This is a genomic window from Pseudomonas sp. B1(2018) (assembly GCF_003097365.1).
GTDB classification, from domain to species: domain Bacteria; phylum Pseudomonadota; class Gammaproteobacteria; order Pseudomonadales; family Pseudomonadaceae; genus Aquipseudomonas; species Aquipseudomonas laurylsulfatiphila.
In genome coordinates this window covers 22,644-38,146 of record NZ_PYUK01000001.1, presented here as the reverse complement: position 1 = coordinate 38,146, position 15,503 = coordinate 22,644, and the positions used below count along the sequence as shown (strand labels likewise).

The window sequence follows — 15,503 nt, the reverse complement described above, 5'->3', positions numbered from 1 at the left end:
ACCTCAACCCAGCTCGGCGGCGCGCTTGACCGCCGCGCGTATCCGCGGGTAAGTGCCGCAGCGGCAGATGTTGCCGGACAGCGCCTGATCGATGTCGCTGTCGGTCGGTTTGGGAATTTTCGCCAGCAGCGCCGCCGCCGACATGATCTGCCCGGACTGACAGTAACCGCACTGGACCACGTCGAGCTCCGCCCAGGCCTGTTGCACCGGGTGCGAGCCGTCCGCCGACAGGCCCTCGATGGTGAGAATCTTTTGTCCATGGGCGACGGCGGTGGCCGGCGTGATGCAGGCGCGTAGCGGCGCGCCATCGACATGCACCGTGCAGGCTCCGCATTGGGCGATGCCGCAACCGAACTTGGTGCCGGTGAGGTGAACGACATCGCGCAAGACCCAGAGCAACGGCATGTCGGCGGGGACATCCAGCTCCTGATCCTGGCCATTGATGTTCAGGGTGAGCATGGCGCGGTTCCTCAGACTCACGGTGATCTGAAGGGGCGTCGCTGCAGCCTTGTACAACCTGCGCGCGCCTCGGGTTATCCCTTCAGCTAAGCGCAGATTTGCCGCCAGACCTTGGCGCATCGACCACCGGTCATGCAAAGGCCGCCTCGATGGGCGGCCCTGGAACCCTTCGCTAGAGCCTTGGCCCCAATAAAATCCCGGTGTAGCGCCAGACGAACAGCGCAAAAGCGCTACACCACAGCAACGCCGACAGCGCCAATCCGAGACTGGAAAAAGGCACCAGCCCTACCCGGCACGCCCCCGCCAGCAACACCAGGACAAACCCTGCAACGACCACCCCGGACGGCTGCAGCAAACGCCCGGTATGTCCCAGGCTGACCCGCGCGATCATCGCCAGAATCAAGCCGCCGATAGCGCCGACGGCCAGCGCGTGGGTGGCCAGGCTTTGTTGCGGCAGCCAGCCCAGGTGCCACAGCGCCATGGCCAGCGTCGCCACGGCGAGCCAGGCGTAGGCCAGGTACAGCGACCACAGCAGCGGCACGCGCCACAGGCCGCGGTCATGCCAGCGCCACAGGCGCAGTAGATGCAAAACACTGATCAACGCAAACAGCAGCGCCAGCCACACACGGGGAACGTCATTCAAACCGTCGGCAAAGGACAGCGCTGCCAGCATGGCGCTGACCAGCAGCACCCTGCCCGGCAACGGATGGGCCGCAGCCGTTGCCGGGCGGTTCAAGCCGCGCTGGATAAAGAACGGAATCACCCGCCCGCCAATCACACTCATCAGCGCACCGACCAGCCACAGGGCGGCCAGCACGCCATGCCGCTGCAGGTTGCCGTCATCAATGGCAATCCCCAGCAAGGTCAACGCCTGACACCCGGCCAGCAGCGACACCATCAACAGAATCGGATAATTCTCGCGCTTGCCCGCAGCCACCAGGTCGCGCCCCAACGCCCACGCCAGCAGCGGCAGAAAAGGCACCTGCAAAGCCAGCAGCAAGGACGCAGGCATCGGCAGGCACCAGGCCAGTCGCGCCAGCAGCCACACCAGCACCAGGCCGATTAGCGGCCAGCCCTTGAGCCCCGGCCGACCTGTCCAGTTCGGCACCGCGGTCAGGAGGAACCCGGCAATGATGGCCGCGGCAAATCCGAAGGGCATTTCATGTCGATGCCAGGCCAGCATGCCGCCCACGGGTTGCGCCTGAGGTAAACGGCCGTACAGCCACACTGCCCAGACGGCCACAGCGAGGGTGGCGAAACCGGCCCCGGCCAGAAAGAACGGCCGAAAACCAACACTGAAAAGCGCTGCAGCGCCAAGCCGACGCATCAAGCCACCACCCGAACCGGGCCTCGGCTCAGGCGATATTGGGAAAGCAGGCGCATGACATAACCGATTTTCAACAGGGTCGGGCCGAGAATGGTCATGGCGTGCAGGCTCACCAGCACGACGATCGACAGCTGACCGCCGTAGAGATAGGCGCCGTAGATGCCGGCCAGCAGCATCGCCAGGCCAGCGCCGAGCACACGGCTCGACAGTTGAAGAACGTTCTGAGGGTTGCTGAAGAAGTCGGACATTTTGCGTACTCCTGAAGGCGTTCAGTTGTATGTTGCCTGCTTCATGTTTCGTGCCATGAGCTAACTCCCTGTAAATCAATGACCTCAGGGAGCCGCAGTCAATTTGACTCCTACCAGAAATAGTCTTTATGACACACACAGGTGTCATAAAGACTGCAAATCCATCCGAACCCGGATCTAACTCTGTAAAAGCAAACCAATATCATTTGCACAGTCGTAGGCCTTTTGTTTTAATCGCGATCAATTCTTATTTACACAAACGTGCGGATCGCCCATGGACATGTGCTCACGATGACGGTTGCCGACTCCTCCAGCGTCCAGAACCTCTACGCCAGCCACCACCACTGGCTGCACGCGTTGCTGCGCCGACGTTTGAACAATGCGTTCGATGCAGCAGACCTGGCCCATGACACCTTCATTCGGGTGCTCAAGCGTCCGCAGGTGTTTGACGGGGAAACCCACGAACGCTCTTATCTGGCGACCATCGCCCGAGGCCTGTGCATTGATCACTGGCGTCGTCGCCAGCTGGAACAGGCCTGGCTCGAGACCCTGGCCGCGCAGCCCCAGGCCGTCCAGCCTTCGCCCGAGCAGCGGGCGATCATCGTCGAAACCCTGTACGAAGTGGATGCCATGCTGCAGCGCTTGCCCCAGCGGGTGCGTGATGCGTTCGTTCTGGCGCAGGTGCATGGGCTGCCCTACCGAAACATTGCCGAAGAAATCGGCGTGAGCGAGCGCATGGTGAAAAAGTACCTGGCCCAGGCGTTGATGCATTGCGCAATGCTCGAAGCCGAACTCGACGGCCTGCTGATTCAATGACCCGCCCCGCCGCCCACGCCATCAGCCACGCCAGCCTCGAACAGGCGGCCAGTTGGTACGTGCAACTCAACGACCAGCACGCCAGCGAGCAGGAACGCGAGCATTGGCAAGCCTGGCTGGCGCAAAGCAGCGAGCATCAGGCTGCGTGGCACTATGTCGAGCGTGTGAGCCAGCGCTTTGCCGCGCTACAGGACACTCATCAACAAGCGGCCGGCCACGTGTTACGCAACAGCGGACGCGCTTCCATCAGCCGCCGCCAGACGGTCAAGAGCCTGCTGGTGCTGGTCTCGGGCAGTTGCCTCGGCTGGAGCGCGTGGCGGCAAGGCGCCCTGCCGCTGTCCCTGGCCCGATGGACCGCCGACCTCTCCACCGGCACCGGCGAAACCCGGGAAGCCCGCCTCAGCGACGGCAGCCGGATCTGGCTCAACGCCCTCAGTGCGCTGGATGTACGTTTCGACACCGCACAACGGTTACTGCTGTTGCAGGCTGGAGAGGTGTTGATCGACACCGCCAGCGACACCAGTCGCCCGCTGCTGGTGCAAACCGTCGAGGGCCGCCTGCGCGCGCTGGGTACGCGTTTCAGCGTGCGTCAGGAAGACCGGCAAACGCTGTTGAATGTCTACGAAGGCGCGGTTGAAGTCCGCACCACCCAGGGTCAGGTGCAGGTAATCAAGGCCGGACAGCAGCTGTGTTTTACACAAGACCACACGTCGACACAGACCGCTGCGTCGGCCGGCCGCGAAGCCTGGCGCCGCGGCCTGTTGCTGGCGGACAACCTGCCGCTGGGGCAGTTGCTCGAAGAACTGAGCCGCTATCGTCCCGGGCATCTGGGATGTGACCCGGCGGTGGCCGGGCTGCCGGTCATGGGTGCGTTCCCGCTCAAGGACACCGATCAGGCCTTGCGCCTGCTGGAAGCGGCATTGCCGGTACGGGTGCAGAAGCCGTTGGAGTGGTGGGTCAACGTAGGCCCGAAAACCTGATGAGCGTTTTTTCCGGCGCGTCGGTTCCCTTTTGCCTTTTTCGCTCGGTTAATCCTTCAAGCACTTCGAATGCAGATTGATCCGACTCCCGGGAACTCCATGCCGCGCGCCCCCCTTACTCGCCAGCGTTTCGCCTTGCATCCGCTGGTGCTGGCGCTGGCGGTGCTCCTCCCGGGTCTGGACCTGTCCCGCAGTCAAGCCGCCCCTCTGGTCGATAGCGAACAACCCGGCAACCAGGCACGCCATTACGCAATCGCCGGCGGATCGCTGGTGAGCGTTCTCAACCGCTTTGCCGAACAGGCCGGGATCTTTCTCGCCGGACACAATGAACTCGCTGCCGGCAAACGCAGCCCTGGCCTCAACGGTGTCTACAGTCAGCAGCAAGCCTTGCAACGACTGCTGCAGGGCAGCGGCCTGCAAGCGCAACGCCAGGGGAACGGCGGGTATGTGCTGCACGCCGCCCCCGTCATACAAGGCCCGCTGGAACTGGGGGCGACCAACATTTCCGGGCAGGCCCCCGGGACCATCAGCGAAGACTCTCATTCCTACACCGTCGGCTCGACGTCTTCAGCCACCGGCCTGCCGCTGTCCCTGCGCGAGACGCCGCAATCGGTCACGGTCATCACCCGCCAACTCATGGACGACCAGGGCGCCACCAGCATCGTCGACGCCCTGCGCCGCGCGCCCGGCATCAGCGTGCAAAACTACGACAGCGAGCGCTGGGAGTTTTCCAGCCGTGGCCTGCCGATCACCAACTTCCAGTACGACGGCGTCAATACCGACTACGACGGTGTCTACGACTACGGCACCACCAGCACCGACATGGCCCCCTATGACCGTGTCGAAATCATCAAGGGCGCGACCGGCCTGATGACCGGGGCGGGCGATCCCTCGGCGACCGTCAATCTGATTCGCAAGCGCCCGACCCAAGCATTCAAAGCCTCGGTCAGTGGCACCGTCGGTTCCTGGGACAACTATCGCAGTGAGGGCGATATATCCGGACCGCTGAGCGCCAGCGCCAATGTCCGCGGGCGTCTGGTCGGGGTCTATCAGGACCGCAGCGCCTACGTCGATCACTACCGCAACACCAGGGACATCGCCTACGGCATTGTCGAAGCCGACTTGACCCCGGACACCCTGGTTACCCTCGGTATCGACCAGCAAGACACCCGCTCCCGGGGCGCCAGCTGGACCGGTTTCCCGATGTACTACAGCGACGGTTCGCGCACCGATTTCTCCCGTTCCTTCAACCCGGCCACCGACTGGAGCCGTCGCGACTTCACCAACCAGACGCTGTTCGCCACCGTGCAGCAACAACTGGCCAACGACTGGGCACTCAAGGTCAGTTACGACCGCAAGCACCGCCGGCACGATACCTTCCTCGCCTCCGCCAGTGGCGGCAACCCGGACCCGGTCAACGGTAACGGCATGTTCATGTACATGGGCAAGTTCAAGGGCGACCAGGTGCAGGACAACATCGACGTCAACCTCAGCGGTCCGTTCACCCTGGCAGGTCGCGAGCACGAATTGATCGCCGGGTTCATGTCGATGAACACGCGCCAGGACATCCCAGTGTACGGCTCGGTGTACCCGCCGGTGGACGGCAGCATCTTCGATTGGCGCGGCGAGTTTGCCAAACCCGAAATCCCGCGGGTGGGCACCGACGACATCGTCCAGCGCCAGACCGGCGCCTACCTGGCCGCCCGACTCAAACCCCTCGACGACCTGGCGCTGATCCTCGGCGCGCGCGTCAGTAACTTCAGCGGACACGACGACCTGGACTACAGCGACCCACACAGCGCCGACCTGCGCGACAGCTATCGCCAGAGCGGTGTCGTCACGCCTTACGCCGGGCTTGTCTATGATCTCGACGACACCTGGTCGGTGTACACCAGCTACACCAGCATCTATCAGCCGCAAATGAGCAAGGACGCCAACGGGCAACTGCTCGATCCGGTACAAGGCAAAAGCCTTGAAGCGGGCATCAAGGCCGAATACTTTGGCGGGCGCCTGAACGCCAGCTTCGCCCTGTACCGCATCGAACAGGACAACATCGCCGAACATGTCAGCGGCGTTGATACCGAGTCGGTGTACCGCGCCGTCCAGGGCGCCACCACCCAGGGCTTCGAGTTGGAACTGGCCGGCGAGTTGCGCGACGGCTGGAACCTGTCGGCCGGCTACACCTACAACCACACCCGCGATGCCCAGGGTGATTACGTCTACGGTTCGGTGCTGCAAACCACCGCACCGGAACAGCTGGTGCGGGTCTTCAGCACCTACCGCCTGCCAGGTGCGTGGGACAGGCTCACCGTCGGCGCCGGGGTGAACTGGCAAAGCGAATTCTTCGGCAAGGTGTTCCGTCCCGACCCCGCCGATACGGTGAACTTCGGTCAGTACACAACGATCGCCCAACCGGGCTACACCCTGGTGGACGCGATGGCGCGCTATCGCTTCAACGAGCACCTGAGCACTACGCTGAACGTGAAGAACCTGTTCGACAAAACCTACTACACCGGGCTGGGCAACTTCGGCACCGGGTTTTATGGCGAACCGCGCACCGTGCAACTGACCACCCGGTGGGCGTTCTGATCGCGCCCTGAAACGGCTGTTTGGCGATCTACGGTACTGCCGACCCCACTCAGGCTGGCTACGCTGTATTCCTGCATGCATAACCTGCCGAGGAGTGCCCGCCATGCAACGCGTACAAAAACTCACGCCCTGCCTGTGGTTCGACGATCAGGCCGAAGCAGCGGCGAAGTTCTATTGTTCGATCTTCGACCATTCGAAAATCACCGCCATCACCCATTACGGCCGCGCCGGTTTCGAATTCCACGGGCGGCCCGAAGGCTCGGTCATGACCGTCAGTTTCGAGCTCGACGGCCAGAGTTTCACCGGCCTCAACGGCGGCCCCCTGTTCAAGTTCACTGAGGCGGTTTCGTTTCAGGTCAATTGCCTGAGCCAGGAAGAAGTCGACCATTACTGGGGCAACCTGTCGGCCGGTGGCGCGCCCGAGGCCCAGCAATGTGGCTGGCTGAAAGACAAGTTCGGGCTGTCGTGGCAGATCGTCCCCGTCGCGATGATGGACATGATCAAAGACCCCGACACGAAAAAATCCCAACGGGCCATGCAGGCGATGATGCAAATGAAAAAACTCGATATCGCCACACTGCAACGAGCCTTTGACGGCGAGAGCTAATACACTCGGACGCTGACCTGCCGAGGAGTGAGCATGAAGCACGCCGTTGCCAAGAACGCCGACAAGGCCCCGCGCTTCTGGCGCGATGACGCCCTGCCCTTCATCGAAGCCCGCGCCATCGCCGACGGACGCGAGGTCTGCTACACCCGGCACGCCCACGAACACTTTTCCATCGGAGCGATCACCGCCGGGCGCAGCACCTATCTCCATGAGCAGTCAGCCTTCGAGGTCAGCGCCGGCACGGTGGTGCTGATGAACCCCGGCGACGTCCACGCCTGCAACCCGATCGAAGACCAACCCTGGTCGTACCTGATGCTGTACGTCGATACGCCGTGGCTGACCGATTTGCAGCACCAGCTCGGGTTCAGCGATGACGCGGCGTTTCGCCGTTTTTCAGCGACCCATACGCGGGATGCCCATCTGTTTTCCGGCCTCGCGCAGTTGTATGAAGTGTTGGTCGATCCGCAGCAGGATGTCCTGCGCAAGCACAGTGTGGCCGTGGAGTTTTTCACTGACGTGCAGCTACGACTCAACCCGGTCGATCAACCGCTGCGCGAACCCAATTTCAAGCTCGAGCGTGCCGCCGATTACATCCGCGACCACTGCACGCAAACCCTCAGGCTCGAAGACATTTGCGAGGCCGCGCAACTGTCGCCGTCCTACCTGATCCGCGCCTTCAAACAGCATTACGGCATGACACCCCACGCGTTCCTGGTGAACCGGCGCATCCAGTTCGCCCGGGATCAATTGCGCAACGGCAAGCTGATCGCGGACGTGGCACTGGAAGCGGGGTTCGCCGATCAGGCGCATTTTCAACGGGCGTTCAAACAGCATCTGGCGGCGACACCGGGGCAGTATCGGGGGTGATACCCGAAGTTTTACCTAGATCTGTGGTTCGGTTAAATCTGTGGCGAGGGAGCTTGCTCCCGCTCGGCGGCGAAGCCGTCGCAAAACCTGCATGCAAGATTTGTCTGAAGAAAAGCGGAGGCCGCTACGCAGCCCAGCGGGAGCAAGCTCCCTCGCCACATAGGCTGTGTTGCAAGCTTTTTCACTACGGCAACACCAGATACACCGCACTCACCACCAACAACGCCGCCATGACCCGATTGAACAACCGCATCCCCACCGGGTTGTTCAGGAAGCCGCGCAAAAACGTCCCGGCATACGCCCAGCAACCCACCGACACATAACAGATCACCAGATAAATCGCGGCAAACTGCCAGACCAGACGTGCCTCGCCATCAGCGACAAACGCGCCCATGCCGGCCACGCAGGCCAGCCAGGCCTTGGGGTTGAGCCATTGCATGATCGCGCCATACAGCATCGACGGGGCCTGCGTCGATTCACTGGCTTGCACCTGCCCATTGTCGGCCGTCAGTTTGAAGGCCATGTACAACAGAAAGGCCACACCGGCCCATTGCACCCACTGCGTCAACGCCGGCCACTGTTGCAACAGCTCATGCAGGCCCAGCCCCATCAGCACCAACAGCAGGACAAACCCCAGCGTGGCCCCGGCCACGTGACGCTGGCTGGCCCGGAAGCCAAACCGCGCGCCGGCGCTCAACGCCACAATATTGACCGGCCCCGGCGTGATGGACGCGACCAGCGCAAACGCCGCCATGGACATCATCAGATTCATTGCACACCTTCTTCCATCGTGTTGAACAAGGCCCTCAAGGTAATGAGCCGAGCGGCTCGCGTATTGAACAAAACTGCCCTGCTTCGCTATGAGTAATAACCAACGACGCTTTTCACTTTGCCCAGGGCAATGCGCAGCGAATCCATGTCCACCGATCCCAACGCCAGGCGTATCGCGTGGGGCACATGGGCTGAAATCGCAAAGGGCTCGGCCGGCGACACCGACACTTGCTCGCGCATCAGCGCCATGGCGATCTGGTCGGCCCGGGCGTCTTCCGCCAACGGCAACCAGATGAAGTAGGAATTCGGGTGACTGACGGTCCTGAGTCCCGCCAACACTTCACGGGCCAGGGTTTGCCTGGCCCGGGCGTCCGCACGTTTTTGCGCTTCCAACTGGAGGACGGTGCCATCGTCGAGCCAGGCCGTGGCGATGGCGGTCATCACGCCGGGGGTGTTCCAGGTGGTCGCCATGATGGTGCGTTCGAAGGCAGCGATCCATTGCACGGGTGCGGCGATAAAGCCGACGCGCAAGCCGGTGGCGATATTCTTCGACAGACCGGACACGTACACCGTTCTCTCCGGCGCCAGCTCGGCCAGCGGTGGCGGTACGTTTTCGGCCAGGAACGCGTAGGCGGCGTCCTCGATGATCGTCAGGTCATGCTGGCGCGCTATCGCCACCAGTTGCTCGCGCTGATCGGCGTCCATCACCCATCCCAGCGGGTTATGCAAGGTCGGCATCGAATAAACGGCGCGCACCGATCGGCTACGACAGAGTTTTGCCAGGGCCGGCAGATCAGGCCCGGTATCCGTGACCGGAATGGGCAAGACTTCCAGATGCAGGGTTTCGGCCAGCGTCTTGAAACCGGGATAGGTCAGCGCATCAGCGGCGATGACATCGCCGGGCTTGAGCAGCGTCATCAGCGTCACCGCCAGGCCATGCTGGGCACCGCTGACGATCAACACCTGCTCGGCCGGCAAGTTCAGCCCGCGCTCGGCCAGATGACGGGCGACCGAGGCCCGCTCGTGCAGGCGCCCCGCATGGGGCTGGTAACGCAGGAGCGCCTCCAGGTCACCGGACAACGCCAGTTGACGCAAGGCATGGCGCAGCAGGTCGGCCTGGCCGGGCAATGACGGGTAGTTGAAATTGAGGTCAATCATCCCCGCCGCCACCACGTGCTGCGAAATACCCTGCCCCGGCGGCAGCGAGGTCTCCCTGACAAAGGTCCCGCGACCGGTTTCGCCACTGACCAGGCCCATGCCCTCCAGCTCGGCATACACCCGGCTGGCGGTAACCAGCGCCAGGCCGTGCTCGGTTGCCAGCTGCCGGTGCGTCGGCAGGCGCGTGCCCGGCGGCAAACACCCGGAACGGATGTCGGCGGCAAAGGCATCCACCAGCGTTTTATAGCGGGATCGAGGCATGTCGAGATGTATCCATGACAATTTTTTGATTGTATCGATACTCGCTCATACGATGGGTTTCGTGCAATCAGACAATGAGCGTGAACCAAATGGAACGGACTTCGAACCTGCAACACCGGACGCTGGAAAACAGTACCAGCGGCTGGATCAACGGACTGATCGGCGTGGTGATTTTCAGCGGCTCGCTGCCGGCGACCAGAGTGGCGGTGCTGGAATTCGACCCGGTGTTCCTGACGGTTGCGCGGGCGACCATCGCGGCGATCCTGGCGCTGTGCCTGCTGGGGTTATTCAAGGAAAAACGCCCGGCGCGCCAGCAACTGGTCCCGCTGATCATAGTCGCCCTCGGCGTGGTCATCGGTTTCCCCCTGCTGACGGCCCTGGCGCTGCAATACGTGACGTCCGCGCACTCCATCGTCTTCGTCGGCCTGTTGCCCCTGGCGACGGCGGTGTTCGGCGTGCTGCGCGGCGGCGAGCGACCTCGGGCGGCGTTCTGGATTTTCTCGGTGCTGGGCAGCCTGTTGGTGGTCGGCTTTGCCCTGTCCCAGGGGCTGAGCGCCTCCCCGCAGGGCGACATCCTGATGCTGCTGGCGATCCTTGCCTGTGGCCTGGGTTATGCCGAAGGCGCGAAGCTGTCGCGCACCCTCGGTGGCTGGCAGGTGATTTCCTGGGCGCTGGTGCTGTCGCTGCCGGTCGTGGCGCTGCTCAGCTGGATGCGCATGCCGGCTTCGTTCAGCGGCATCAGCACGCCCGCCTGGTTCAGCCTGGCGTACGTCTCGCTGTTCAGCATGCTGATCGGTTTCGTGTTCTGGTATCGCGGCCTGGCCCAAGGGGGCATCGCCGCCGTTGGACAATTGCAGCTGCTGCAGCCGTTTTTCGGGTTGACCCTGGCGGCGACCCTGCTGCATGAACAGGTCAGCCTCGGCATGCTGGGTGTGACCGTCGCGGTGATCCTGTGCGTCGCCGGGGCGAAAAAATTCGCCAAATAGCCCTGATACGGTGGTTTACGCCCATCACTGTATGGGTCTGAGCACCGCCGGGCTGTGATAAAAATAGCGCTCTTGCTACAGGAGCCGACCATGGACCTCGCCACCCTCACCCTGTTTCTGCCGGCCTGCTTCGCCCTCAACATGGCACCCGGGCCCAACAACCTGCTGTCGGTCAGCAATTCGACCCGCTATGGCTACCGCACCGCGTGCGTGGCCGGCATCGGCCGGTTGCTGGCGTTCGCCGGGATGATTGCCCTGGCCTCGGCGGGGCTGGCGGTGGTGCTGCAAACCTCAGAGCTGTTGTTCTACGCCATCAAGATCCTGGGGGCGGCGTATCTGTTCTACCTCGCCTGGCAATTGTGGCGTGCCGATCCCGGTGTCGAGAACGTCGCCACCAGCGCACCAGCGGGCACCTTGGCACTGGCCCGGCAGGAGTTCCTGGTGGCGGCCGGCAACCCCAAGGCGATCCTGATCTTCACCGCCTTCCTGCCGCAATTCGTCGACTCGACCCAGGCCATTGCGCCGCAGTTCGTGGTGTTGGGCGCGCTGTTCCTGGTGCTGGAATGGATCGCCATCGGCGCCTATGCCTACATGGGCCTGCACATGCGCCGCTGGTTCGCCAGGCCATCCGGCAAGCGCCTGTTCAACCGCTGCTGCGCCGGGTTGCTGTCGGCGGCGGCTTCAGTTTTGCTGATGGCGCGACGCGCCTGAACATTCCCCCTGCTCATGGAGTGCAAATGCCAATGGATCACCCAACACCAGAGCCTCAAGCTGTATGCAGCCCCATCACCGGCAGCGCGATGTTCATCGTCGCCACATTGACGCCCGGCGGGGATGCGGCCGCTAAAGTGCGGGCCTGGTGTGCAGACATCGCGGCCCTCACGCGCTCGGTCGGCAAACGTGTTCCCTCCGGCAATTTGTCGTGCATCTGTGGCTTTGGCTCCAGTGCCTGGAACACCTTGTTCGGCAGCCCGCGCCCGGCTTCGCTGCACGGGTTTCGCGAGTTCGGCGCCGAAGGACGTCGAGCGGTGGCAACACAGGGCGACATCTTGCTGCACATTCGTGCCGAGCAGATGGACCTGTGCTTCGAACTGGCCACGCAACTGCTCTCGTCCCTTGGAGACGCGGTCACGGTCGTCGATGAAGTTCAGGGTTTTCGCTATTTCGATATGCGCAGCATCATCGGCTTTGTCGATGGCACCGAAAACCCGGTCGGTCGCAAGGCTGCCCACTTCACGATGGTCGGCGATGAAGACCCGCTGTTTGCCGCGGGCAGCTATGTGCTGGTGCAGAAATACCTGCACGACATGACCGCCTGGAACGCGCTCTCCGTCGAAGCTCAGGAACGGGTGATCGGGCGCACGAAATTGTCCGATATCGAACTGGATGACTCGATCAAACCCAGTTGCTCCCACAGCGCCTTGACTACGATCACCAAGGACGGGCAGGAAGTGAAAATCCTGCGCGACAACATGCCGTTTGGCCGGCCCGGTGCCGGTGAATTCGGTACGTATTTCATCGGCTATGCCCGCTCGCCGGAGCCTATGGAACAAATGCTCGAGAACATGTTTGTCGGCAAGCCGCCTGGCAATTACGACCGCCTGCTGGATTTCAGCACGGCAGTCACGGGTGGCTTGTTCTTTGTGCCTTCGGCCGATCTGCTGGAAGAACTGGCCGATCGCGAGCCATCCCACACCTGATTGGAAACCACTGGAATTCGCTGTCGATTTTCCGGTGGAGGCCACCCATGACGCCCTCTATGCTGCGCCCATGAACCTACAAAAAACGCTGCTCCCGCCCCGCACCGAGATGGTTCGCGCCATGCTCGAACGAGACACCTCCTACGAGGGCGTGTTCTTCACGGCGGTCAAGACCACCGGCATCTTCTGCCGCCCCGGCTGCACCGCCCGCAGCCCGAAGCCTGAGAATGTCGAGTTCTTTGCCAACGCCGAGCAATGCCTGGCGGCGGGCTACCGCGCCTGCCTGCGCTGCAAGCCGCTGGACACCGCCGCCAGCGCGCCGGACTGGGTGCAGAAGCTGTTCAAATCGGTAGACGCCGACCCGGAACAGCGCTGGACTGACGCCCAGCTACTGGCCGTAGGTATCGAGCCGCTGAAACTGCGTCGCTGGTTCAAGCAGCATTTCGGCATGACCTTCCATGCGTGGCTGCGCGCCCGGCGCCTGGGCATGGCGTTGGGCGGGATCAAACAGGGCGACTCCATCGACGCCGTCGCCTTCGATTCCGGCTACGAGTCCCTGAGCGGCTTTCGCGATGCCTTTCAAAAGTCGTTTCACATCACCCCGGGCCGCGCGGCCAACAGCGAGCCGCTGCTGTTCACGCGCCTGACCACGCCGCTGGGGCCGATGATCGCCATGGCCGAACGACGCGGGCTGGTGTTGCTGGAGTTTCTCGATCAGGCCTCACTGACCCCGTCGATCGAAGCGCTGCAAAACCGTTTCGGTTATGCCGTTGCCCCGGGGCACAACACCCATTTGCAGCAGATCGAAGCGCAATTGTCGGCGTATTTCGCCGGGACGCTGACTGAGTTCAGCGTTGCCCTGCACATGCCCGGCAGCGAGTTCTCCCGCCGCGTCTGGGCGGAACTGGCGAAGATCCCCTACGGCCAGACCACCACCTACGGCACCATTGCGGCGACGTTGGGCAAGCCCGGTGCCAGCCGGGCGGTGGGCCTGGCCAACGGGCATAACCGCTTATCGATTGTCGTGCCGTGCCACCGCGTGATCGGTGCCGACGGCTCGCTGACCGGCTACGCTGGAGGCCAGCCGCGCAAGGCGTTTCTGCTCAGGCTGGAAAACGCTGCAGTGCAGCTCACTGGGCAATTGGCGCTCTGATCCCCCCACAGGCTTTTCATAAGGAAGAAAACTCGATGGACAGACTCGACCATCAACTGCACCAACTGCATCACGAAGGCTTGCTGATCCTCACCAACGTCGCCGATGCCGCCGGGGCGCGACTGGTGGAGCAACTGGGCAACAAGGCCGTCGCCACCAGCAGCGCCGCGGTGGCCTGGGTGCATGGCTACCCGGACGGCAACACCCTGCCCCTTGAGCGCCTGGTCTCGACCGTCGAGTCGATTGCCCGCGTCATTTCGGTGCCGCTGACGGTGGACATCGAGGCCGGTTACTCCGATGACCTGGAACGGGTGGCACAGGTGGTTGACGCGGTGATCGCCGCCGGCGCGGTCGGGATCAATATCGAAGACGGTTCCTCGCCGCCGGAGTTGCTGGTACGCAAGATTGAAACCGCGCGCCAGGTGGCCGATCGACGTAACGTGAACCTGTTCATCAATGCGCGCACCGATGTCTACCTGCGCGGCCTGGTGCCTGCCGAAGACCGCGTCGCCGAAACCCTCAGGCGCGCCGCGCTGTATCAGGCGGCCGGTGCCAACGGCCTGTTTGCGGCGGGCGTTACCGCCGAATACGAGATCAAGGCGCTGTGCCACGGCACCTCGTTGCCATTGAATGTGCTGGGGGTCCCGGGCCTGCCGTCGCCCGAAGCGCTTGAAGCGCTCGGCGTACGCCGTCTGAGCGCCGGCTCCGGCATCGCTGAATTCCTTTACGGCGCCATGGCCGGCATTGCCCAAAGCTTTCTGCAAACCGGTAAGTTCGACAGCCACAACCTGAAGGCTTTCACCTATGGCGAAATCAACGCCCTGTTGAAACCGTCCGGGAAAGCCTGAATCCATGACCGACGGCTATCAGGCGGCCACTGAATTCCTGGCCGCCATCGATGACGACTGGCGCCGCCACATCGACGCCATCGGTCCGTGCCTGCACCAGCCGCATGCGGCGCGTGATCCCTATGAGTCGCTGGTGCGGGCGATTGCCTATCAGCAACTGCACGCCAGGGCCGGCGATGCGATTGTCGGGCGGCTGCTGGCGCTGTTCGGTTCGGGTGCCTTTCCCCGGCCTGAACAGATCGTCGCCACGGATTTCGACCGATTGCGCAGTTGCGGGTTTTCCGCGAGCAAGATTGCGACCATCCAGGGTATCGCCCAGGCATCGCTGGACGGTGTGGTACCGGATTACGCCACGGCGCTGGCCATGGACGATGAAGCGCTGATCGAGCGGTTGACCACGTTGCGCGGCGTCGGGCGCTGGACCGTGGAGATGCTGCTGATCTACAGCCTGGAACGCCCGGACATCCTGCCGGCCGATGACTTTGGCGTGCGTGAGGGCTATCGACGGCTCAAGGGACTGGAGGTACAGCCGACGCGCAAGCAGATGATCGAGATCGGCTCGGCGTGGAGCCCTTACCGGACGGTAGCGGCCTGGTATCTATGGCGGGTGCCCACCCGCTAGACCACTGTAGGAGCTGCCGAAGGCTGCGATCTTTTGATCTTGAAAAGCCAAATCAAAAGATCGCAGCCTTCGGCAGCTCCTACAAGGGTCGGGTTGATCTCACAACCCCGA

General features: G+C 63.0%; 16 protein-coding genes. 11 read left to right on the top strand and 5 right to left on the bottom strand.

Annotated features, from left to right (window positions below; genetic code table 11):
• Positions 1–3 precede the first annotated feature (3 nt).
• The 3 genes from C9422_RS00180 to C9422_RS00170 form a co-directional block, all read right to left on the bottom strand.
• A complete protein-coding gene (locus C9422_RS00180) occupies positions 4–459 on the bottom strand; it encodes a (2Fe-2S)-binding protein (protein WP_116579229.1) in 456 nt (151 codons plus the stop codon).
• Between the two features lie 172 nt (positions 460–631).
• Positions 632–1,786, bottom strand: a complete 1,155-nt coding sequence (locus C9422_RS00175; protein ID WP_116579228.1) for an NnrS family protein — start codon at positions 1,784–1,786, stop codon at positions 632–634.
• Positions 1,786–2,034 carry a transmembrane sensor/regulator PpyR gene (locus tag C9422_RS00170; RefSeq protein WP_116579227.1) on the bottom strand — a complete coding sequence of 83 codons (249 nt, stop codon included), beginning with the start codon at positions 2,032–2,034 and terminating at the stop codon, positions 1,786–1,788. Before C9422_RS00170 ends, C9422_RS00175 begins: the two co-directional genes overlap by 1 nt.
• 291 nt (positions 2,035–2,325) lie before the next feature.
• On the opposite strand from C9422_RS00170, the gene C9422_RS00165 reads away from it, so the two are divergent.
• The 5 genes from C9422_RS00165 to C9422_RS00145 all read left to right on the top strand — a co-directional run bounded on the left by C9422_RS00165 (position 2,326) and on the right by C9422_RS00145 (position 7,893).
• Entirely contained in the window at positions 2,326–2,850 is a 525-nt protein-coding gene (locus C9422_RS00165) for a sigma-70 family RNA polymerase sigma factor (protein ID WP_116579226.1), read from the top strand.
• Positions 2,847–3,830, top strand: coding sequence for a FecR domain-containing protein (locus C9422_RS00160; protein ID WP_116579225.1), 984 nt, complete (start codon positions 2,847–2,849; stop codon positions 3,828–3,830). Before C9422_RS00165 ends, C9422_RS00160 begins: the two co-directional genes overlap by 4 nt.
• A 99-nt stretch (positions 3,831–3,929) precedes the next feature.
• Positions 3,930–6,419, top strand: coding sequence for a TonB-dependent siderophore receptor (locus C9422_RS00155; RefSeq protein WP_116579224.1), 2,490 nt, complete (start codon positions 3,930–3,932; stop codon positions 6,417–6,419).
• 103 nt (positions 6,420–6,522) lie between these two features.
• Positions 6,523–7,026, top strand: coding sequence for a VOC family protein (locus C9422_RS00150; RefSeq protein WP_116579223.1), 504 nt, complete (start codon positions 6,523–6,525; stop codon positions 7,024–7,026).
• A gap of 33 nt (positions 7,027–7,059) precedes the next feature.
• Positions 7,060–7,893: an AraC family transcriptional regulator gene (locus C9422_RS00145; RefSeq protein WP_116579222.1), complete on the top strand. Its 834-nt coding sequence runs from the start codon at positions 7,060–7,062 to the stop codon at positions 7,891–7,893.
• Between the two features lie 184 nt (positions 7,894–8,077).
• Here the strand turns inward: C9422_RS00145 and C9422_RS00140 are convergent, their stop codons facing one another.
• The gene (locus C9422_RS00140; RefSeq protein ID WP_116579221.1) at positions 8,078–8,665 is read right to left on the bottom strand and encodes a LysE family translocator; all 588 of its coding nucleotides are present in this window, start codon (positions 8,663–8,665) and stop codon (positions 8,078–8,080) included.
• 86 nt (positions 8,666–8,751) lie between these two features.
• Positions 8,752–10,083: a PLP-dependent aminotransferase family protein gene (locus C9422_RS00135; RefSeq protein WP_116579220.1), complete on the bottom strand. Its 1,332-nt coding sequence runs from the start codon at positions 10,081–10,083 to the stop codon at positions 8,752–8,754.
• 89 nt (positions 10,084–10,172) lie between these two features.
• Between C9422_RS00135 and C9422_RS00130 the strand changes: the two genes are divergently transcribed.
• From C9422_RS00130 to C9422_RS00105, 6 genes are all read left to right on the top strand, one after another.
• Positions 10,173–11,069 carry a DMT family transporter gene (locus C9422_RS00130; RefSeq protein ID WP_116579219.1) on the top strand — a complete coding sequence of 299 codons (897 nt, stop codon included), beginning with the start codon at positions 10,173–10,175 and terminating at the stop codon, positions 11,067–11,069.
• Positions 11,070–11,159: 90 nt separating this feature from the next.
• Complete coding sequence (locus C9422_RS00125) at positions 11,160–11,780, top strand: LysE family translocator (RefSeq protein WP_116579218.1); 621 nt, start codon at positions 11,160–11,162, stop codon at positions 11,778–11,780.
• Positions 11,781–11,812: 32 nt separating this feature from the next.
• Positions 11,813–12,769: a Dyp-type peroxidase gene (locus C9422_RS00120; protein ID WP_371924654.1), complete on the top strand. Its 957-nt coding sequence runs from the start codon at positions 11,813–11,815 to the stop codon at positions 12,767–12,769.
• A 70-nt stretch (positions 12,770–12,839) separates the two neighbouring features.
• The gene (locus C9422_RS00115; RefSeq protein ID WP_116579216.1) at positions 12,840–13,922 is read left to right on the top strand and encodes a bifunctional transcriptional activator/DNA repair enzyme AdaA; all 1,083 of its coding nucleotides are present in this window, start codon (positions 12,840–12,842) and stop codon (positions 13,920–13,922) included.
• A 35-nt stretch (positions 13,923–13,957) separates the two neighbouring features.
• The gene (locus C9422_RS00110; RefSeq protein ID WP_116579215.1) at positions 13,958–14,770 is read left to right on the top strand and encodes an isocitrate lyase/phosphoenolpyruvate mutase family protein; all 813 of its coding nucleotides are present in this window, start codon (positions 13,958–13,960) and stop codon (positions 14,768–14,770) included.
• 4 nt (positions 14,771–14,774) lie between these two features.
• Entirely contained in the window at positions 14,775–15,392 is a 618-nt protein-coding gene (locus C9422_RS00105; RefSeq protein ID WP_116579214.1) for a DNA-3-methyladenine glycosylase, read from the top strand.
• Positions 15,393–15,503 lie beyond the last annotated feature (111 nt).